The organism is Pseudomonas sp. IPO3749, from assembly GCF_013386605.1.
Lineage (GTDB): Bacteria > Pseudomonadota > Gammaproteobacteria > Pseudomonadales > Pseudomonadaceae > Aquipseudomonas > Aquipseudomonas azotoformans_A.
Genome location: NZ_JACARN010000037.1, coordinates 64265 through 84079, shown reverse-complemented (window position 1 = coordinate 84079; position 19815 = coordinate 64265). Strand labels below are relative to the sequence as shown.

General features: G+C 52.3%; 21 protein-coding genes. 3 read left to right on the top strand and 18 right to left on the bottom strand.

Annotated features, from left to right (window positions below; translation table 11 throughout):
- Positions 1 to 4: 4 nt before the first annotated feature.
- Together kdpA and kdpF are read right to left on the bottom strand one after the other, a co-directional pair.
- Positions 5 to 1699 (bottom strand): potassium-transporting ATPase subunit KdpA, encoded by a 1695-nt coding sequence (gene kdpA, locus HX812_RS15555; RefSeq protein WP_038844518.1) that lies wholly within the window; start codon positions 1697 to 1699, stop codon positions 5 to 7.
- A 9-nt stretch (positions 1700 to 1708) separates the two neighbouring features.
- Entirely contained in the window at positions 1709 to 1798 is a 90-nt protein-coding gene (gene kdpF / locus HX812_RS15550) for a K(+)-transporting ATPase subunit F (protein WP_003218754.1), read from the bottom strand.
- Positions 1799 to 2108: 310 nt separating this feature from the next.
- On the opposite strand from kdpF, the gene eat reads away from it, so the two are divergent.
- On the top strand, positions 2109 to 3473 hold the full coding sequence (gene eat, locus HX812_RS15545; protein WP_038844515.1) for an ethanolamine permease: 1365 nt from the start codon (positions 2109 to 2111) through the stop codon (positions 3471 to 3473).
- Between the two features lie 112 nt (positions 3474 to 3585).
- Positions 3586 to 3753, top strand: a complete 168-nt coding sequence (locus tag HX812_RS15540) for a DUF2897 family protein (protein ID WP_003172675.1) — start codon at positions 3586 to 3588, stop codon at positions 3751 to 3753.
- A gap of 74 nt (positions 3754 to 3827) precedes the next feature.
- Here HX812_RS15540 and HX812_RS15535 read toward each other — a convergent pair whose 3' ends face one another.
- Positions 3828 to 4676, bottom strand: coding sequence for a DUF1989 domain-containing protein (locus HX812_RS15535; RefSeq protein WP_038844513.1), 849 nt, complete (start codon positions 4674 to 4676; stop codon positions 3828 to 3830).
- A 15-nt stretch (positions 4677 to 4691) separates the two neighbouring features.
- On the bottom strand, positions 4692 to 5336 hold the full coding sequence (locus tag HX812_RS15530) for a GntR family transcriptional regulator (protein ID WP_038844511.1): 645 nt from the start codon (positions 5334 to 5336) through the stop codon (positions 4692 to 4694).
- Between the two features lie 120 nt (positions 5337 to 5456).
- Between HX812_RS15530 and HX812_RS15525 the strand changes: the two genes are divergently transcribed.
- Positions 5457 to 6035, top strand: a complete 579-nt coding sequence (locus tag HX812_RS15525; RefSeq protein ID WP_038844510.1) for a TetR/AcrR family transcriptional regulator — start codon at positions 5457 to 5459, stop codon at positions 6033 to 6035.
- An 18-nt stretch (positions 6036 to 6053) separates the two neighbouring features.
- Here the strand turns inward: HX812_RS15525 and HX812_RS15520 are convergent, their stop codons facing one another.
- The 14 genes from HX812_RS15520 to HX812_RS15455 all read right to left on the bottom strand — a co-directional run bounded on the left by HX812_RS15520 (position 6054) and on the right by HX812_RS15455 (position 18840).
- Positions 6054 to 6386: a helix-hairpin-helix domain-containing protein gene (locus HX812_RS15520; protein WP_038844507.1), complete on the bottom strand. Its 333-nt coding sequence runs from the start codon at positions 6384 to 6386 to the stop codon at positions 6054 to 6056.
- A 109-nt stretch (positions 6387 to 6495) separates the two neighbouring features.
- A complete protein-coding gene (locus HX812_RS15515; protein ID WP_038844505.1) occupies positions 6496 to 8490 on the bottom strand; it encodes a nucleoside-diphosphate sugar epimerase/dehydratase in 1995 nt (664 codons plus the stop codon).
- Between the two features lie 90 nt (positions 8491 to 8580).
- On the bottom strand, positions 8581 to 9597 hold the full coding sequence (locus tag HX812_RS15510) for a glycosyltransferase family 4 protein (protein WP_038844503.1): 1017 nt from the start codon (positions 9595 to 9597) through the stop codon (positions 8581 to 8583).
- Positions 9594 to 10583, bottom strand: coding sequence for an SDR family oxidoreductase (locus HX812_RS15505; protein ID WP_038844501.1), 990 nt, complete (start codon positions 10581 to 10583; stop codon positions 9594 to 9596). Before HX812_RS15505 ends, HX812_RS15510 begins: the two co-directional genes overlap by 4 nt.
- Positions 10573 to 11739, bottom strand: a complete 1167-nt coding sequence (locus HX812_RS15500; protein WP_038844499.1) for a glycosyltransferase family 4 protein — start codon at positions 11737 to 11739, stop codon at positions 10573 to 10575. Before HX812_RS15500 ends, HX812_RS15505 begins: the two co-directional genes overlap by 11 nt.
- Before the next feature lie 92 nt (positions 11740 to 11831).
- Complete coding sequence (locus tag HX812_RS15495) at positions 11832 to 12773, bottom strand: NAD(P)-dependent oxidoreductase (protein WP_038844498.1); 942 nt, start codon at positions 12771 to 12773, stop codon at positions 11832 to 11834.
- Positions 12770 to 13585: a hypothetical protein gene (locus HX812_RS15490; RefSeq protein WP_152514703.1), complete on the bottom strand. Its 816-nt coding sequence runs from the start codon at positions 13583 to 13585 to the stop codon at positions 12770 to 12772. The genes HX812_RS15495 and HX812_RS15490 overlap by 4 nt, the downstream gene beginning before the upstream one ends.
- Before the next feature lie 56 nt (positions 13586 to 13641).
- Entirely contained in the window at positions 13642 to 14022 is a 381-nt protein-coding gene (locus tag HX812_RS15485) for a hypothetical protein (RefSeq protein ID WP_152514702.1), read from the bottom strand.
- Between the two features lie 57 nt (positions 14023 to 14079).
- Positions 14080 to 14970: a glycosyltransferase gene (locus tag HX812_RS15480; protein ID WP_038844493.1), complete on the bottom strand. Its 891-nt coding sequence runs from the start codon at positions 14968 to 14970 to the stop codon at positions 14080 to 14082.
- Complete coding sequence (locus HX812_RS32110) at positions 14963 to 15607, bottom strand: acyltransferase (protein WP_235165412.1); 645 nt, start codon at positions 15605 to 15607, stop codon at positions 14963 to 14965. The genes HX812_RS15480 and HX812_RS32110 overlap by 8 nt, the downstream gene beginning before the upstream one ends.
- Positions 15604 to 16851, bottom strand: coding sequence for an O-antigen translocase (locus tag HX812_RS15470; protein WP_038844492.1), 1248 nt, complete (start codon positions 16849 to 16851; stop codon positions 15604 to 15606). Before HX812_RS15470 ends, HX812_RS32110 begins: the two co-directional genes overlap by 4 nt.
- 6 nt (positions 16852 to 16857) lie before the next feature.
- Positions 16858 to 17982 (bottom strand): DegT/DnrJ/EryC1/StrS aminotransferase family protein, encoded by a 1125-nt coding sequence (locus HX812_RS15465; protein WP_038844491.1) that lies wholly within the window; start codon positions 17980 to 17982, stop codon positions 16858 to 16860.
- On the bottom strand, positions 17979 to 18443 hold the full coding sequence (locus HX812_RS15460; protein WP_038844490.1) for an acyltransferase: 465 nt from the start codon (positions 18441 to 18443) through the stop codon (positions 17979 to 17981). Before HX812_RS15460 ends, HX812_RS15465 begins: the two co-directional genes overlap by 4 nt.
- Positions 18436 to 18840 carry an FdtA/QdtA family cupin domain-containing protein gene (locus HX812_RS15455; protein WP_038844489.1) on the bottom strand — a complete coding sequence of 135 codons (405 nt, stop codon included), beginning with the start codon at positions 18838 to 18840 and terminating at the stop codon, positions 18436 to 18438. Before HX812_RS15455 ends, HX812_RS15460 begins: the two co-directional genes overlap by 8 nt.
- Between the last annotated feature and the right edge of the window lie 975 nt (positions 18841 to 19815).

Here is a 19815-nt window from a genome sequence, read left to right as displayed (position 1 = left end):
TTTACTAGAAGCCCATGCTCAAGTGTTCAGCAATGGGGCCTAACGCCAGCGTTGGCAGGAAAGTCAGGCCGCCCACCAGCAAAATGGTCACGGTCAACAGGGTCACGAACAGCGGGCCGTGGGTCGGGAAGCTGTTCTGGCCAATCGGTGCGGTCTTCTTCATCGCCAGGCTGCCGGCCAGGGCCAGTACCGGGAGGATGTAGCCGAAGCGACCGATCAACATGCCAAGGCCCAGCATCAGGTTGTGGAACGGCGTGTTGGCGCTGAAGCCACCGAACGCCGAGCCGTTGTTGGCACTGGCCGAGGTGTAGGCATAGAGCAATTGGCTGAAACCGTGGGGGCCGGGGTTGCTGATGGCACCGGCCGGGCCAGGCAGGCTCGCGGCGATGGCACCGAGTACCAACACGCCAACCGGCATCACCAGCAAGGTCACCACCAGCAATTGCACTTCCTTGGCCTGCAACTTCTTGCCCAGGTATTCCGGGGTGCGGCCGATCATCAGGCCGGCGAGGAACACCGCGATCAACACGTTGAGCAACATGCCGTACATACCGGCGCCGACGCCGCCAAAGATCACTTCGCCGACCATCATGTTGACCAGCGCAACCATGCCGCTAAGGGGGTTGAGGCTGTCCTGCATGCCGTTGACCGAACCGTTGGACGCCGCCGTCGTGGTCACCGACCACAACACCGTACCGGTGGTGCCAAAGCGCGCTTCCTTGCCTTCCAGCGGCGCGGTTTGTTCCACGGCCGGGTTATTCAGGGTCGGGTTGGGCTGGTATTCGGCCCACAGCGAGGTCGCGCCGCCGATCAGGAACAGTGCCAGCATGCAGCCAAGGATCGCGCGGCTTTGGCGCAGGTCCTTCACGTAGTGGCCGAAGGTGAACACCAGCGCCACCGGGATCAGGATGATTGCCGCCAGCTCGAACAGATTGGCCCAGGCAGTCGGGTCTTCAAACGGATGCGCCGAGTTGACGCCGAAGAAGCCACCGCCGTTGGTGCCCAATTGCTTGATCGCAATCTGGCTGGCCGCCGGGCCCAGGGGGATCACTTGATCCGCACCTTGCATCGTCACGGCATCTACATAGTGAGCGAAGGTTTGCGGTACGCCCTGCCACACCAGGAACAACGCCAGCACCAGGCACAACGGCAGCAGGCCATAGAGGGTGGCGCGTGTCATATCAACCCAGAAGTTACCCAAGGTCTTGGTAGATTTGCGACCGATCCCACGACACAAAGCGACCAGCACTGCCAGACCGGTGGCCGCACTGACGAAGTTCTGCACGGTCAGGCCCGCCATCTGGCTGAGATAACTCAGGGACGCCTCACCGCTGTAGGACTGCCAGTTGGTGTTGGTCATGAAACTGACCGCCGTGTTGAAGGCCAAGGTCCATTCCTGACCTGGCAATTTCTGCGGGTTCAGTGGGAGATAGTCCTGGAACAACAGGATCGCGAACAACAGCACAAAGCCTGCGACGTTGAACGCAAGCAAGGCCAGCATGTACTTCTGCCAGCTTTGTTCTTGATGCTCGTCCACGCCCGACAAGCGATAACACGCGCGTTCTACCGGGCCAAATACCGGCGTGAGCCAGGTGCGCTGCCCTTCCATCACTTTGTAATAGAACCGCCCCAGAAATGGGGCCGGCACCAACACCACCGCAAAGAAGGCAATGATCAGCCAATAGTCATAACTGTGCATGGCCCGCTCCTAGTTCCGATCCGCGCGTAACAGCGCAACCAGCAGATAAATGAACAGCGCCACGGCCAATAGCAGTGACACCCCGTCCAGAACGCTCATGGAAGTCTCTCCGTTTAGCGGCGAGTGCCGCGTGTGGGGCAATTGTCGGCAGGAGTGGCGTAAAGGAACGAGAGCGAGGGAGCAGGCAGGGCGTAAAGACGGCGTAAAGAGTGGGTTTATGCGGGGTTTACAGGGGGATTTATGCGCACTTGCGGTAGGACTCGCCCTGATCTGGTGCAGAACGATGCGAATTCAAACGCAGAACCGTTCCCTTGGCGACAGTTGCGCAGCTTTACGACAATGATTTCCCTCCTGGCATGGCCGCTGCAACACCTTGAATCATTCCACACGGTTCAGGGAGAGCAACACAATGAACACACAACTCAAACCCACTTTGGGCACCCTGCATTTATGGGGCATCGCCGTCGGGCTGGTGATTTCCGGCGAATACTTCGGCTGGAGCTATGGCTGGGGCGTAGCCGGGACCCTGGGTTTCCTGGTGACTTCCTTGATGGTCGCCGCGATGTACACCTGCTTTATCTTCAGTTTCACCGAACTGACCACCGCGATTCCTCACGCAGGAGGGCCTTTTGCCTACAGCCGTCGCGCTTTTGGTGAAAAAGGCGGACTGATCGCGGGGCTCGCAACCTTGATCGAATTTGTCTTCGCACCACCGGCAATCGCCCTGGCCATCGGTGCCTATCTGAATGTGCAGTTTCCGGCACTGGACCCGAAACACGCAGCCGTCGGGGCCTACATCGTGTTCATGGGCCTGAACATCCTCGGCGTGAAACTCGCCGCCACCTTTGAATTGGTGGTGTGCGTGCTCGCCGTCGCCGAGCTGCTGGTGTTCATGGGCGTCGTCGCACCTGCGTTCAGCTTCAGCAACTTCGCCCTGAACGGCTGGGCCGGCTCAGACACCTTTGGCGCGCCCGCGATTGCCGGCATGTTTGCCGCGATTCCTTTCGCTATCTGGTTCTTCCTCGCCATCGAAGGCGCGGCCATGGCCGCCGAAGAAGCGAAAGACCCGAAGCGCACCATTCCAAAGGCCTACATCAGCGGCATCCTGACCCTGGTGATCCTGGCCATGGGCGTGATGTTCTTCGCGGGCGGCGTGGGCGACTGGCGCACCCTATCCAACATCAACGATCCCTTGCCACAAGCCATGAAGACCGTGGTGGGTGACAGTTCTGGCTGGCTGCACATGCTGGTGTGGATCGGCCTGTTTGGCCTGGTAGCCAGTTTCCACGGCATTATCCTTGGCTACTCGCGCCAGTTCTTTGCCCTGGCCCGCGCCGGCTACCTGCCCTCCTTCCTCGCCAAACTGTCGCGTTTTCAGACGCCGCACCGGGCAATCATCGCCGGGGGCGTGGTCGGCATCGCGGCGATCTACAGCGATGGTTTGATCAACCTGGGCGGCATGACATTGACCGCCGCAATGATCACCATGGCGGTGTTTGGCGCCATTGTGATGTACATCATGAGCATGCTCAGCCTGTTCAAACTGCGTAAAAGCGAACCGTTGCTGGAACGCACCTTCCGCGCACCGGGTTACCCCATCGTGCCGGGCATTGCATTGGTACTGGCGGTGGTGTGCCTGGTGGCCATGGCCTGGTTCAACGCACTGATTGGATTGATCTTCCTGGGCTTCATGGCGGTGGGGTTTGCTTACTTCCAGATGACTGCGCAAGACCGTGCCGATGCACCGGCGGATGCGATGTTGACCGGGCTCTGATCTACTGAGAGGCAGAACGGGCCTACACTGAACTAGTAAGAAAGCCCGTCACTCAAAGCAGTTATTCCCGTGGGAAAGTTCTCCCGCGGCAATCTGCCTCAAGGAGAGCCTTATGCCGTGGTATGCGTGGTTGATTATGGTGGTCGCGATCGGTTCGATCGTCGGTGGTTTGATGATGCTGCGTGACAGCGCCAACAAAGTCGAACTCACCGACGAACAACGCAAGCGTGTGGCCGAACGCAACGCCCAGGCGGATGCCAAGGACGCGCAGGATCGCTGACGTGGCTGACCTGATTCACACCTGTTGCGAGGGAGCTTGCTCCCGTTGGGCTGCGAAGCAGCCCCTCTGAGGAGCTACTCCCAAGCCGCCTTGGCAATATGCAACCCGTGCTGCCCCTTATAGGCAGCACGTTCAGGCTGGCTCCAGCCGTTCAGCAACTCATCCTCCAGCTTGTAGATCTCGACTCCCAGCGGACGGCACACCGTCAGCGGATCCTGCGCCTCCGGTCCCCACATCGGCAAAGACAAATCCCCACCGGGGCACGTCGACAACGCGCACAGCAAATCAATCTCGGCAAAGAACTCCAGGTAATCGCCCTTCTGCGCCGGGCAAGCCTTCATGAAATACATGTCGTCATGATTGAGACCGGTGCACTGGAAAATATTCAGCACGTCATGCACATCGAACTCGGTCAGCCCGTGGGGCAAAACCGCGCGGGTGAGGTTCGAATGGCAATGGTGATGGAAGTCCTCACCGGTCAGCATCCGGTTCACATACGGATCGCAACGCGTGCCGAGCAAGTCATGCAGACGCCCGCCGTGCTCGTCTATGCCGTAACCCGCCAGGCTGTCATCGGTGATCGTCACCAAAGGCCTCAGAAATGGCAGGTTCGACCATAACCGGTCATGAGTACTGACATGCGCACCTTGCAACTGCCGTGTACGTGCCGCCCACAAGCGCTCGCGAGGGTCGTTGGCGTTCCACACGTTGAAGTCTCCCACCTGCGGGCCGACCGGCGTGGTCACACGGAACACATGCCCCGCCGGCACCTTCCACGCACGGCCCGTGCGAATCGGCACCTCAAACTGCTCAATCAGCCTGCGCTGATCTTTTCGGTCACGAATGCGCTCGTAAAACACCGTGTCGACCTGCAATGCCGAACCTTTGCTGACCTGATAAGCGGCCGGATAGTCTTTGTACATGGTGCAGATCCTCGTTCAGGGACGGTTAAACAAGGCCAGGGACAGGCGTTCCGAATCATCCAGATACAGGCTCATCGCCGCTTCTGCAGCCGCTTTATCCTGCCGGGCCAATAAGGTGAAAATTTCAAGGTCGCGCTCCAACCATGGCGATTGAAAACGCTGCTCATCAGGCGCGGCGCAAAACACCAAGCGCAGCTGAGCAATGACCTGGGCAAAAAACTCATCGAACAAAGGGCTGCGCATCAACCCCACGATCTGCTGGTGAAACACCAGGCTATGGGTGGCAACTGCACGCCAGTCTTCGCGCTCACGGGCCAGGGTGGTGGCGTCAATCGCGTTTTGCATGCTTTCGGATTGGGCTTCTGTCAGAGGAGTGCTGTGGGCGATAGCCTGCAGTTCCAACGTGCGACGGACGGCAAACAAATCACGCACTTCTTCTCGTTCCAGACGCCGGACCACTACCCCTTTGTTGCGCACATAACGTGTCAGCCCTTCCTGTCCCAGGCGATGCAACGCTTCGCGGATGGTATTGCGTGAGGCGTTGTAAGCCTTAACCAGTTCTACTTCGACCAACGGCATCCCAGGCAACAATCGTCCGCCGATGATGTCGGCGCGAAGCTCCAGGGCGATCTGGTCGGCTAACGACAAGCTGAGAGTCATGACTGCCTCGTGATTGTTCAACAATCCTTTGTGTAGAGGTAATCACGTTTCATGCCAATGTGCATGCGTGTAAAAAGGCTCAAGTTGGTTAAAATGCCAGCCTGTAACCGAGGCCGCCCTATGCGTTATTCATCCGACCACAAAGCCCAAACCCACCAACGCATCATCAAGGAAGCTTCCGTACGCTTTCGCCGTGACGGCATCGGCGCTACCGGCTTACAGCCATTGATGAAAGCACTGAACCTGACGCATGGGGGGTTCTACGCACACTTCAAGTCCAAGGACGAACTGGTGGAAAAGGCGCTGCAGGCTGCTGCGGCAGAGTTGGACGCCCATTGCGAGATGCTTTTCAGCCAGGAGTGCCCGATGGAAGCGTTTATTGATAGCTACCTCTCGGAGTGGCACCTGACGTCTCCGGATCAAGGCTGCCCGTTGCCAACCATTTCCTCTGAACTGGGGCTACGCGGCCAGCACAGTGCAACGACGGATGCAGTGCTCGGCGCACGGCTCAAGCAGATTGAAACGGCGTTAGCGGATGGACGGGGTGATGCACAAGGCTTGGTGATAATGTCGACGTTGGTGGGAGCCCTGGTTCTCGCTCGGAGTGTTGAGGACAAGGCGCTGGCGATGCGAATCATGGACGTGGTGCGAGATAGTTTGAAAACCCACATTTCAGAAGATGAAAAAGCCGGTCAATGACCGGCCTCCCCTATTGGCTTAGTTGATTACAAGCCGATCGCGGTTCTTCTCCAGCAGCGCCTTGCCGATCCCTTTCACTTCCAACAATTCATCTACCGCCGTGAACGGGCCATTGCTTTCGCGGTAGGCGATAATTGCCTTGGCTTTGGCCGCACCAATGCCGAAGAGGTCACGGCGCAGGGTTTCGGCGTCGGCGGCGTTGAGGTTGACCTTGGCGGAGTGTTCGGTTTTGGCCATCTGGGCGGCGATGGGGGTTGGCGCTTCGGGTTTGATGGACGGGGCTGCGGTGGTGGTGACCGAAAGGGTGGTGAGGAAAGCGAAGATCAGGGAAGTAAGGTAAGTGTTTTGCATTTGACGCTCCATGACATTGATAAGAGAAAAGCAGCTTTTCCGAAGCTGCTTTTCTAACTTAGGTGATGTTGGGGATTCGTCAAAAACGCTTGAGTTACAAGGTGTTAAATCAGGGTTCCAGGCGGCGCTGCTGGTAGATCCAGTCGACGATTTCGCCATCGGGGGAGTAGCCGCTGACGGTGTCGCGCAGGAGTTGACGAACGCGGGTGTAGTCGTCCTGGTCTACGGCAGCAAGGAGTTCAGTGAGCTTGCCTTTGAGGACGTCCCAAGGCAGGTAGTCCTCGTTGGCGCTCATGATCATTGGGTGCTGGGTCGCGACGACGTTATCGCCGATGAGCAACTCTTCATACAACTTTTCACCTGGGCGCAGACCGGTGAATTCAATGGCAATATCGCCGTGGAAGTTCCTCTCTGAACGGACACTGAGGCCTGACAAGTGAATCATCTTTTCGGCCAGCTCTGCGATCTTGACCGGTTCTCCCATATCAAGAACAAAAACATCCCCTCCGCGCCCCATCGAGCCCGCTTGAACAACCAGCTGCGCTGCCTCAGGAATAGTCATGAAGTAACGTGTGATTTTCGGATGGGTAACTGTCAGCGGACCACCGGACTTGATTTGCTTGTGGAACAAAGGGATCACCGAACCGGATGAACCCAGCACATTACCAAAACGCACCATGGTGAAACGGGTCTTATTAACCCTGGAAATATTAGCGTTATCACCGAAAAACACAGGTGCCAGTTCCCGGCTCAACGCTTGCAGTGTCATCTCGGCGAGGCGTTTGGTACTGCCCATGACATTAGTCGGGCGTACGGCCTTATCGGTTGAAATCAACACAAAGTTGGCCACACCTGCTTGCAGTGCTGCCTGAGCGGTATTCAACGTGCCAATTACGTTATTAAGGACGCCCTCGGCAATGTTATGTTCCACCATAGGCACATGTTTGTAGGCGGCCGCATGATAAACAGTTTCAATGCGCCAGGTCTTCAGCACATCAAATATCTTTTGTTGATTACGGACAGACCCCAAAATCGGCAACAGCCGTACGGAAAAAGCACCTCTTACAACACGCTGCTCAAGCTCGGAAAGAATACTGTAGAGATTGAACTCACTGTGTTCGAACAATACGAGGCAGGTGGGGCGCAATTCAAGGATTTGCCGGCAGAGTTCAGATCCGATAGATCCGCCCGCGCCAGTGACAAGCACGGCCTTGCCCGTAATGCAGTGTTCCAAGAGTTCAGCTTGGGCAGGCACCGCGTCACGGCCAAGCAAATCCGCAATATCCACTTCCTGAATGTCATCAACCTTGACCCGGCCACTGGCCAAATCCATGAACCCAGGCACACTGCGGATATGCAAAGGATAGCCTTCAAGAAAGCCAAGAATCTCTCTGCGTCGTGCACGTGGGGAGGAAGGAACCGCAAGTAGGATTTCCTGAGCTCCGGTGACATCTATCATCTTCCGAATATGTGTAGGCTTGTAGACTTGGAGCCCGGAAATTATCCTATTGGAAATGCTTTCATCATCGTCGATGAAGGCGACCGGTCGCATGACCCTACCAATTCTAAGTGCTGCAACCAATTGATTGCCCGCCGCACCAGCGCCGTAAATGGCCACTCGGGGTAACCCATCGTCTCGACTGGTAAAGGGTACATGTTGGGCAGCCGCGAACCAATCGCCAAGGAAAAACTGGCGCATCGCTAAACGCAACCCACCCACCATAATTACGCTGAGCCACCAGTAGTTGAAAATAATGGAGCGAGGGACAACGTTTTGGTGGTTGCTATACCAGTAGACAATAACCCCAAGAATCAAAGAAGACAAACTGACCGCTTTAATAATTGCAATAAGCGCGTCATTGCCAAAATACCTCATTACCGCACGATAAAGTCCAAATCTAGCGAAAAGAGGAATGGCTACAAACGTGGCACTTACAAATAACCAAAGATGTTGTACCAACGGGTTAGACATTTCATCAATGCCCAAGCGTACAACGAAAGCCATCCACAAGGCACACCAAATAAGTACCACATCGACGGCTATCTGAATCAGCCTTTTTTGCCTGCGCGGGAGGCCTTGCAAAAACACCCTGACCTTATCCATAGCTCCCTCAAAAAACCCAAATTTTTCCAAGATTAAGATGGTACATCGCTCATCAAAACGGTGTGTGAAAAAAAGCCAGCTCAGGATTTTTCAGGAGCGCGGCCCTTCTGTTTCGCCTGCACGAAAGCGAACAGCCAAAATAATCAAGGGAATATAAGCTACAACCAGTGCCGCCGCTCCGCTCAACAGCGAGTATGCGACACAAACCGCGAGTGGTAGCAGCCAAAACACGTTGATTAGACACACGGTCAAGGTCACTGGAGCATGTCGCCCCACTAGGCGCGATGCATATTGATAGGCATGACTGCGGTGAGCTTCATAGACACGTGCACCGCGTAGCAGTCGACGTAACAAGGTAACTGTGGCATCGACAATGAACACGCCGAGAAGGATGAGCCAGCACCATAGGAGATCTGCGGACAACCATGCAGCGTGAACAGAAAGCCCGGCGAGCACTATACCTATGAAGCCACTGCCAGCATCGCCCATGAAAATTTTTGCGGAGGGGAAATTCCAGTACAAAAAACCCGCCACGGCAAATGCAAACAGCATATTCACCTGAATCAGGCTGGTGTGCCCGGCAATGAGGTAAACAACACACATGCCTAAACACGCACAAATTGCCTCGATACTCGCCAGCCCGTCAATTCCGTCCATGAAATTGTATAGATTGAGCATCCACACCAGGTAGAGTGAGCCGAACACGTAGCCCGCGTAATGCAGGTTCAGAGGCGTCCCGAAAAAATCAATAATCGGCAATCCGCCAGTCCAGAAGAGCACAATTGCTGCAGCGCAAAAGTGCCCCATTAGACGCCAGCGCGCAGCGATATGGCCATGGTCATCCATAAAACCAATAATGGCGACAAGACCACCTGCAAAAAATAAAGAGGCAAACACCGCAAACTCGATTGCGCCGGTAAGGTAGAGACCGACCAGTGAGAGCATCACGGTGATGACGATCGCCAAACCGCCGCCCCGAGGCGTCGGGATCGAATGAGAGCTGCGTGCATTGGGGACATCTATCATACTTCGCGACAAAGCATATTTACGTAACATCGCAGTCAGCAAAAATGATGTGAGAAACACTAAAATTATAGCCAATATCATTTTTCTGTATGCCCCTGGAAATGCTCCGCGGTCAATGCAAAACCTTGTTCAACGGACATCGGAGGTGTCCATCCCAATAATTCGCGGTTCTTCTCAATATCAACCTGCAAGTTCCCGCACAGGCGTTGAGACAACGACTTTTTGTTCAGCAACCTGGCGGCAGCAACAAGCAAGCTGCTAGGGACGGGTAACAACCGTGCACGGCACCGAAGTGCTTCCGCCATCTTCCTGAGCAACTGCGTAGTCGACACATCCTGACCATCACTGACCAAAAACGTCTGATTAGCAGCGGCGGGATGCGTGAGACAAACGCTTATCAAATCCACGAGATTATAAAGAGACACCAAGCTGCGTTTGTTATTGATTGCACCGAACGGGAGTACAACGCCCCTGTCCAACAACTTTATCATATTGAAAAAGTTAGCCTTCACTCCGGGTCCATATACAAGCACGGGCCGAATGATAACGACATCCATGCCTGTTTCAGCGGCAATATTTCTCAGTCCTTCCTCCGCCTCCATCTTAGAGACGCCATAAGCGTCAGCAGGCATAGGCACATCATCTGCTCGGTAAGGCTGACCCGATTGAGTCGACTCACCATTGACCTTGATGGAGCTGATGAAGACAAAACGTCTTACACCACATTTCGCCGCCTGCCTGGCAAGGTTGTGAGTTGCCGCCACATTTGCCAGCCTGAATTCAGCCATCGGGTCGGCAGCACGCTCGTTCATGACGTGCACGCGAGCAGCGCAATGAACAACGCTATCAGCCCCTTTCAATGCAGCGGTGAAATCCGTGTCTGAAGCCAATTCTCCGCACACAAACGTCTCACACCCCAGGGGAGGTCGTTCCGGTGTAGTTCTGTAAATAGCCACCGGATCAAAGTTGCTGTGCGTCGAAAGGAGCTTGATCAAAGCACCGCCTACAAAGCCGCTTGCGCCCGTCACCGCTACGCGAGAGACCCTCTCCAATCCATCAGCGCTCATTCAAAAGCCTTTTATAATCGTCTAACAATAACGTCGCGCACTTGGCCGAACTGAACTCGGAACAAGCCCTCGCATTGGCGTTTTCCCCCATACGCAGACGAGCATCATCGTCAACCAATAAGCGTGTTAATGCCTCACCAAGAGATCGCGTATCCCTCGGCGGGACTAGAACACCTGTGACGCCGTTTACAACCGCGTCGGAGAGACCGTAAATATCGGTTCCAACGGTCGGCAACGCCATAGCGCCCGCCTCGATAACAACCGTACCAAAGCCTTCACGGTAACTGGGTAAGCAGAGCAAGTCGGCTATTGCCATGTATTTTTCGGGTTCGTCCGAAAAGCCAACACTGTGGATGCGCGTTGCGACATCACTGCTGCTCACAGAATCCACAATCGCCTTGCCGTTATCTTCAAAAGGACCCACCAGAAGCAAATGAAGGGATACGTCATGCAAAGCAATGCTGTGAAAAGCATCGACTAACTCTTGAATGCCTTTGTCTTGGGTGATTCGGCCGACGAATAGTATTACCTTGCCGTCCGCCGGAATACCCAGTTGGCTTTTCAAGGAAAGGCTGTCCTGTTCGGTATACTTGTCTCGGTTGAAACGTTTCAGATCAACACCCGCCAATGACCCACTACCAAGAACACTTATCCTTGCGGGAAAGACAATGTTGTTATCGACAAGAAATTGCCGCTGACTTTCACTGTCCGTATAAGAGTGTGTATTCAAGGCACCAATTAACCGGTCACAGTACTTCAGGACCTGGCGCTTCATGCCAGACATTGTCACCCAAGGCTGTCCGGTGAACGTATGGATTCGAACTGGGATACGTGCAAAAAGCGCTGCTATCGCGCATAGCAAACCCGCTTTGGGCGTGGTCGAATGGACGATATCGAATTGACTTGACTTGAACACGCGAAACAACTTCACCAAACTGACCAGATCGTTGAGCGGGCTGATATTTCTTGAAATGTTTATTGGCGTAAAGGCCACATCAGCAAGAGCAGCCATTTTATCTGCGAATTCGTCATCGCTGGCGATTACCGTAATTTCCGTTCCCAGCGCCTGAAGCGTTTGAATCTGAGAGCTCAACTGGGTAAGCACGAAAAAAGGTACTGTCGAGACACGCGCTACCCGCAATTTTCTGTCAGCCAACTCTCACCTCGCAGACTGCGTTAAAAACGGTACATTTTGCCACACCCACAATTGCTCTGGGGCGCATTAATGAGCCGTTAGCGAGTAAATGGCTAGCCAAAGAGCTCACCGATACTTTCCGGGACAGGCTTGCCGGGCGCAAAATCCAACAGGTCTGCAGCTTTCTTGGCGGAATAAGTCGTATGGCTCACCAGGGCATCAACACGCTTCTGGGTAATCCGACCACGGGTCAGTGGCGAAACAAGCGCTACCGCCACGCGTACCATAAATTCCGGTACTACCAGGCGAGGCGTTGCCACGCCCTGCGCACGCGCCATGCCGGCAATGAGTTCGGGCATCATGCAATCATTTGAAAGGTTGAATATTTGCCCTTTCGCTCGTGGGTCCGTAGCGCATCTATAAAGCGCCCAAACCACATCATCAACATGAATGTAGGTAGCCGTGGCAGGGGAGAAGCCGATGAAGAAAAAACGTCTCTTTTTGACCATCTGACCGAGTTGTCTTAACGAATTGTTAGACATTGTCGGTCCAAACACATTGGAAGGACGCAGTATGGAAAATGAAAAAGACTCTGGCATTTCACGGGTTGTGATCAAAGCATCCGCCAACGTCTTGGTGATTTCATAAGTCCCTACAGGGTTCGTAGGCATGTCCTCAGTCACTACACGATTCTTGGCGCGTGAAGGGCCGTAGGCTCCGACACTGCTCAATTGAACCCACCGTATCGATTGTCCTTGAGCTGAAGCGACCGCCACGGCATCCAAAAACTTAGCCGTCGCGTCCACGTGGAGCCGATGCATCAACTGCTCGTTATGAATCTCGCCTGCGCAATTGAATATGACATCGCAGCAAGAAAGTAGCGCCGGGTAGTCGATATCATCTCCAACCAAATCGCCAATAACGGTTTCAACCGATGAGTTAGCCTGTGTGAGCCCCTTACGCGTCAAGACCCTCACCTGGACACCTTGCTCAGTAAGGTATTGAACAAGATTGGAACCGATGAAGCCATTTGCGCCCAATACCAACGCTCTCATCTCACCTCCTTTTCGCCAGAACGCTCGTTAGACAATTCGCCAGACCTTACGATGGGGCCGGAACGTTGTTTTCTATGAGACTCAACAGCATATACATAGAGGGCAATGGCGAAAATTGGCATTCCCTGCAACCCCTTGAAGTTGATGATCAGGAAGATAACGGTGAGCGCAAAGGCAAAATGCCGAATTTTGAAAAAGCCAGGGCCGCCACGGGCAAAAATCAGTCCCAGCAAAAAATAGGAATTCAGCAGGATATAAGCAAACACTGAGCCTATACCCGAAAAATAAAGAATTCTGAGGTACCCCACATCGGTGCCTTTATAGAACTCAAGGGAGTTTTCACTTCCGGAAAAGTACTGCCCGCCGCCGAACAACCACTCACTCAAAGTATTCGGAAGGGTGTACATCTCTGATAACACGTTGACACTGTGACTTCTCAGCTCACCATGCTGGAATAAGTTTCGAAAAATTTCAGTCGCTTCAAATAGCGGTCCACTGTTCACATAGAAACTCAGCGAGATCATCACTAAGAGCGCCAAGACCAAAATCAACTTAAACAAAAAGCCCTTTCTGAAAACGCTCATAATCGCATACGCCACCACTGCGCTTCTCGCCACTGCCATCGACAGGGGTAACAAGAGGACCAGCAACAGGCCATTCATAAATTTTGAATCAGATACCAAAATACTGAAAAACAGTGCCAGTACAATCGTCAGCGCGCCATCAACATGAAACAAACCGAAACCCAACGCCCTGAGCCCATAGATATGCTGAAACACCTCTGCAGAACGTGGTGAAATAAAACCAAGCATGAACGAATAAAACCCATGACTTAGCATCGAGAACACGATAACGAGGATTTGGAATATCAGCCAGGCAATAAGGGCTGAAGGCTTGGCAAGAATGACGCGACAAATGACATAGCCGAAAAAAAGTTTAGTAGTACTTTGACTGAAACAACTATATGAAAGAAAAGATCACGACTTTCGCCGTCCCCATTCATGTAGGCTAGAACGCCACCTATCACCCAAATTGCGAATAAAATACAAAAAACAACAGCAAACCAACCTCGCGCGAAAAAAAAACGACAGAAGCCCGTAAGATAGAACGGCACAAGAATCAGCGCCATCGGTATTTCCGTGCCGTAAATTCGCGGAAACCCCAGTACTAACACCAGCACCAGGAACGCACGCCACATCGGCATGCTTCTATTGACGAGCCCATCCTGAACATTTTCCACATTTTTCACTCTTAGTGACTCAACACAACCTTACAAATACCCAACAGCGGATACTACTCAACCCGCTCACCACTTAAGCAATAAGTACAGTACCCCTTGATATAGCCGTGGCTCACGATAGCTGTCAGGATTCATCAGCAATTTGGCGAGTAAACCTAAGGCTTCTTTTTTCCGGCCTGTCGCCAAATTCCTGAATCGAACACAGTTTAAAATACACAAGACACGATTATACAGAGGGTGAGTCTTATGCTGCTTGACAATCAATAGCAAGCCATCATGCACTAGATCATGCTGTTTCATGGTATTGGCAGGGTGCATGCGATACTTCGCGAGTACGTCGGGAAGAACCTCTACAAACTTATCATTCCCAATTGTCAGACGCATCCACATATCCCAGTCTTCTATCTTGACCTCTGGATTGTAGCTGCCCGCTTCGATGATCGCCTGCAGAACCACCATACTGGCGGGCGCCGGCAACTCAGTCTTCAACAAGAAAATCTCATCAAAGTTATGCTTTCCTGCGCTCTTCCTGAAACCTCTTTCAATTCCCTTGTCGTCGATCAGCGACACGGAACCAAATGAAGCAACACACTTCGGATTTTCCATCATGTGTTTAACCAGTACTGCGGTTTTTGTCGGATACAAAATATCATCAGACGCCAGCGCAGAAAAATAAGTGCCGGTCGCCCATTGCAATGCGTCATTCAGTGTTCCTGACAAACCTTTGTTAGGGCGTGAGACGAACCGAAAACGGGTAAATCGCGCCTCACATTCGTCAATCAGACTTGCGACTTTTTCTGCCGAGCGATCCGTAGACCCGTCATCAATGATAATTAATTCAATATTCTGATAAGTCTGCTCAATAATACTTCTAACACTGTCCACCACAAAATGTTCGTGATTATAGACAGGCACGCACATGGTCACTAACGGGCTAGACGCATGATCATTATTCATCAACGATGTCTCCTTCACGTCGGGAAATGTGTCTGACAAACTTGGCAGGTACTCCAGCGTATATACATCCTGCGGGCACATCGCCGGTAACGACGGCCCCGCTGCCAATGACAGCTCCATTGTGGATAGTCACACCTTTAAGCACTTTGACATCATTTCCGAAAAATACGTCATCACCGATGAAGACATCTGCGCACTGATATTGACCGTTCGTTCTATTTTCTACTTCCAACCCATGAAAGTCGGAATCAGCAACAAAAAAATTATTGCCCATCATGCAGCGACGACCGATCTCAACTTTACCGCGATCAGCTATAACCACCGCCGAATTATTGAAACATGTTCCCTCACCCACAGAGATTTTTGCGGTAGCCGTTCGTGCCTCAAAATAAGCATAGCCACCCATCAAGTAGGGCGATGGCCAGACGCCCACCGTCACTTGAGAGTCAAACACAATTGATCCTAGCCCAACAAATTGCGCTGGCTGGTTGAATTTCACGCCCTTGGTATGCGCCCGATTATCGGAAAACAGAAGGCGATAGACTTTTATACGAAAAGACTGAAATGCTTTGATAAACACATAGACCGGAAGCCGACCAATGCCGTAGGCACTGATTTTTTTAAATAGGCCGCTCAAGCAAATATCCCCTTCTTTTTCATCACTGCAAACATAAAGCAAAAGTGCAACGCATAAGTAACCGCGTGCGCTATAACGGCACTTTCCAACTCGAAACTCGAAAAAACAACCACTAGCACATAGAACAGCAACGCAAAGAACAGTTCTGAAAATACAAAAATCTTCCAGTACGCCCGTGCCGCCAATACATAACCCAAGATCCAGCTCGCGATTTTCAGCACATCACCTAGCATCTGCCATCCAAACAAATCGCGCATTGGCAAAAAGTCAGAGGTAAACAGAACGGAAATAATGAAATCGCGTAGGAAATACATAATTAAACCGCATGCAATAGCAACCGGAAAAATCACCTTATAGCCTTGCAGGATCTCATTTTTTATATCTTTGGATTCTTTCAGCTCAGACAACTTTGGTAAATAATAAACACTCAGCGTTGTGGTGACCAACATCAGGTAAGCCGAACTGAGCCTCCACATTGCCTCCCAATAACCGGCAGACTGCCAGCCAAACGTCTCACCAAGGTGATTCCGGACCAATATGTGACTGATTGGCACGCACAAGGCTGATGAAAGTGCCATTACTGTAAATTTCGACAAATTGATTGCGGTCTTTTTGTCTAACGTGCCAATCATGTAAGACAACTTGAACCATGGTGACTTTAAACACAAAAAGAACGTGATGAAACAGCTGAGAGATTGGTATACGGCCAGCGCGACCAACGCGCCGTACAGGCCGTATGACATCGACATCAATGCCGTCACCAGCAGTGAAAACAAGCTACCTGCAATATTGGCAATGACGTATTTACCGATCTCCTTTTTGCCGTTCAATATCGCCAGCATCAGCGTATTCAGCGTGAACAGTACAAGCGTTGTACCAAACCAAACGAACACACCACCAAAACCGACATCTTTCAGAAACCAGATTGCCAGGGTCTCGTTGAATATGACAATCAAAACCGAAAAGAACAGCGACCCTGACAGTGCAATGGTTCCCGCTGTTCGCCAGACTCGGTGTTGTGCAGCTACATCATCTTTATATTCCGCCGTGTATTTGGTAACCCCTGTGTTAACGGCACCACTGGCAAAGGTAGTGATCATCTGTACCGCGTTCTGAAACTGCCCAAGTGCCGCGTAGCCACTCGGGCCGACGTAGATCGCCAAAACTTTATTGATGCCCAACAAGGTCAACATTTTGATGAACACGGCAATTGCATTCAGCAGGCTTGTTCGGATTAAAGTCATTCCCGATCAACCATTTCCCGAAAAGCTATTGCACGCTTCAATCACCAGCCTCGCATCATCCAAGCTCAACGATGGCCCCATTGGAAGACTCAGTACTTGATTATGGATACTCTCGGAGACGGGGTAAGAGTGGTCGCTCCACTCAGAGTAAGCAGGTTGCTGATGCGGAGGAATCGGGTAATGGATGAGTGTCTCGACCCCTTTCGCTGCCAAATGCTCTTTAAGTGCGTCACGCTGCGCGCTACGGATGACAAAAAGATGCCAAACATGATTCTCGAAGTCAGTAGCTGAACGTCCTCCCGTCGAAGGTAGCTGGATAGCCGAATTATCAATCCCTTCAGAGTAAAGGGTAGCGATCTCTCGCCGGTGTCGTGTTTGCTCATCCAAATACTTTAATTTAACGCACAGCATCGCTGCTTGGATTTCATCGAGCCGGCTGTTAACCCCGCGATACAAATTTTTGTATTTTTCGTGGGAACCGTAATTGCGCAGCGCTCGCAGCGTATCGGCGAGTTCCGAGTCGTCAGTGGTGATTGCCCCCGCATCCCCCAAAGCGCCGAGGTTCTTACCGGGATAAAAGCTGAATCCAGCGGCATGCCCCCAACTACCAGCTTTCTTGCCATTGAAACTGGCACCGTGCGACTGCGCAGCATCTTCCAACACGAGAAGCTTGTGTTCTTCGGCGATCGCGAGTATTTGAGGCATGTCGGCGAGCTGGCCATATAAATGGACAGGTAATATCGCTCGTGTCTTGGGTGTTATCGCCTTCCTGACGTTCGCAGGGCAAAGGTTGAAGGTTGTCACGTCCGGTTCAACCAGTACTGGCGTCAGGCGATTTTCCGAAATGGCTAATATACTTGCGATATAGGTATTGGAGGGCACGATAACTTCATCGCCCTCCGCGAGCCGGCCCAAAGCCATCCAGGCGCGCATCGTCAGGACCAAAGCATCTAGCCCGTTGGCAACGCCGATACAATGTTTAGAACCACAATATTCAGCAAACTCAGTCTCAAAGTTTGCGAGCTCACGGCCACCGATATACCAGCCCGATCGAATAACTCGGTCGCAGGCCGCTGCCAGCTCATCGTGGTGCGCCGCGTTCACGGATTTCAAATCTAGAAAATTGATCATTTTTCCATATACCTAATGACTTTGGCTGGGTTGCCTACCACGACTGCGTACTCAGGAACATCTTTTGTTACGACAGCCCCAGCACCGACCATTGCATAACGACCGATAACGATACCTGGCAAGATAGTCGCATTGGCGCCTATGCTCGCCCCCTGCTCGACCGTAATTCCTTCAAAACGCTCAGGGTACTGTTTTGAGCGCGGCGAAACATCATTGGTGAACGTTGCATTCGGACCAATAAAAACATCATCCGCAACGCGCGTTCCAGCCCATAAAAATACGCCGGACTTCACGGTCACGTTATTCCCAATAACAACATCACCTTCAATTAAAGTATGCGCGCAGAGGTTGCAGCCCTCTCCAATAATGGCGCCCTTCAATACAACGCTAAATTGCCATACTCGTGTAGTAGGCCCAACATGTTCACTTTGAACGTCCGCGAGAGGGTGAATATTAGTCATTGTTTATCATCCCGACAAATTTTGCATACGAGCGAATGTAATCATTTTCATCATACAAATCACTGGCGACCACTAGCAAAACGCAATCTGGGCTGAAACGATGCATTTCGTGCCAGATCATCTTGCCAATAAAGATAGCTTTGCTGGGCGAGTCCAACCACACCTCTTCTTTTTTCACCCCGTCGTCCATGATCATCAAGCATTCTCCGGACACGCAGACCGCCACCTGCTCCAGTTCTTTATGCGCATGAAAGCCGCGCGGTACTTCAGGCTTGGTGCCCGTCAGGTAGTACACGCGCTTGATGTCGAAAGGGACGTTTTTCATAGCCTCGAGTACAACAAGCTGACCTCGTTCGTCTCCCAGGACATTAAATTCGATTAAATTAATCAGGCTCATTTAGAGTTCTCCTCAGCCAACGCCGGTGCGGTGGCCAAATTTATTTTTGATTCAACGTCTAGCCTGGGGAACGGCGCCCTGGTGCAACGTACCCATACAGCGAGCCAGAGGCCTTCAGCTAGCTCTGGGCCATGGGATAGCAAGGTCTTGCTCGCTCACTGACACCTAAATGGTGCTCAACGCGGTAAACGTCGAAAATGACGCCCGCCAAGGTCTGACACACCGGAAGCACCCAGTAAGCGCGCTTGAAAACTGCGAGAAGTATAAAGTAATCCGTAGCCTGCTATGGCAGGGATAGGACCTTTCATTTTTTTCGCCGCCTTCCCAGGTCATGGATACCACTCACGATGCTTGAGTAAATGCCTTACGAGGGCCTCGGGGGTGCTCACCGGCCAGTCGTCAAAATTAAGCTAGGAAAATATCAGATCAACGCCCCGCAGGCACTGCAATTACTCGTAGGATCGAAATAGATCGCTCATTGAATCATTGAAAAATGAGGATAAAACGCTGTGTACACAAGATATCGGAGAGTTCTTCGCTAAGCTGGCAGATCTCCCCAACGGACAACCGGCAGCATGCACAAAGAGTCTGTCAGAAGGCTCTATCGAAAAGCCCTCAGCCCCCCACCCCCACAGGAGCCGACCTACAGATATTTCTCACTCATTGCATAGACAAAACATAAGAAAACCGCACCCCAAAAGCAAAGCTCAGCGCGGGGTTATTTTTAGGATCAGGAAGGGAGGGGATGAGCGTCAAAGAGTGCCCAGCAAGCCTTTCAAAGGCTCGCGCGCTCAGTTGGCAGCCTGTTTTCAAAAGACTACTGCCTTGTTACGCAGTACAGGTCAGCGCATGCTCTTTTATTTTAATGGTGTAACTTTAAATCAAGCGTCTCCGCTCATTTTTTAAAGCACAGAGTGTCCATCGAAAATTTTTACCTATATAACGATCAGGACAGTTCTTAGGCGACCAGGCAGC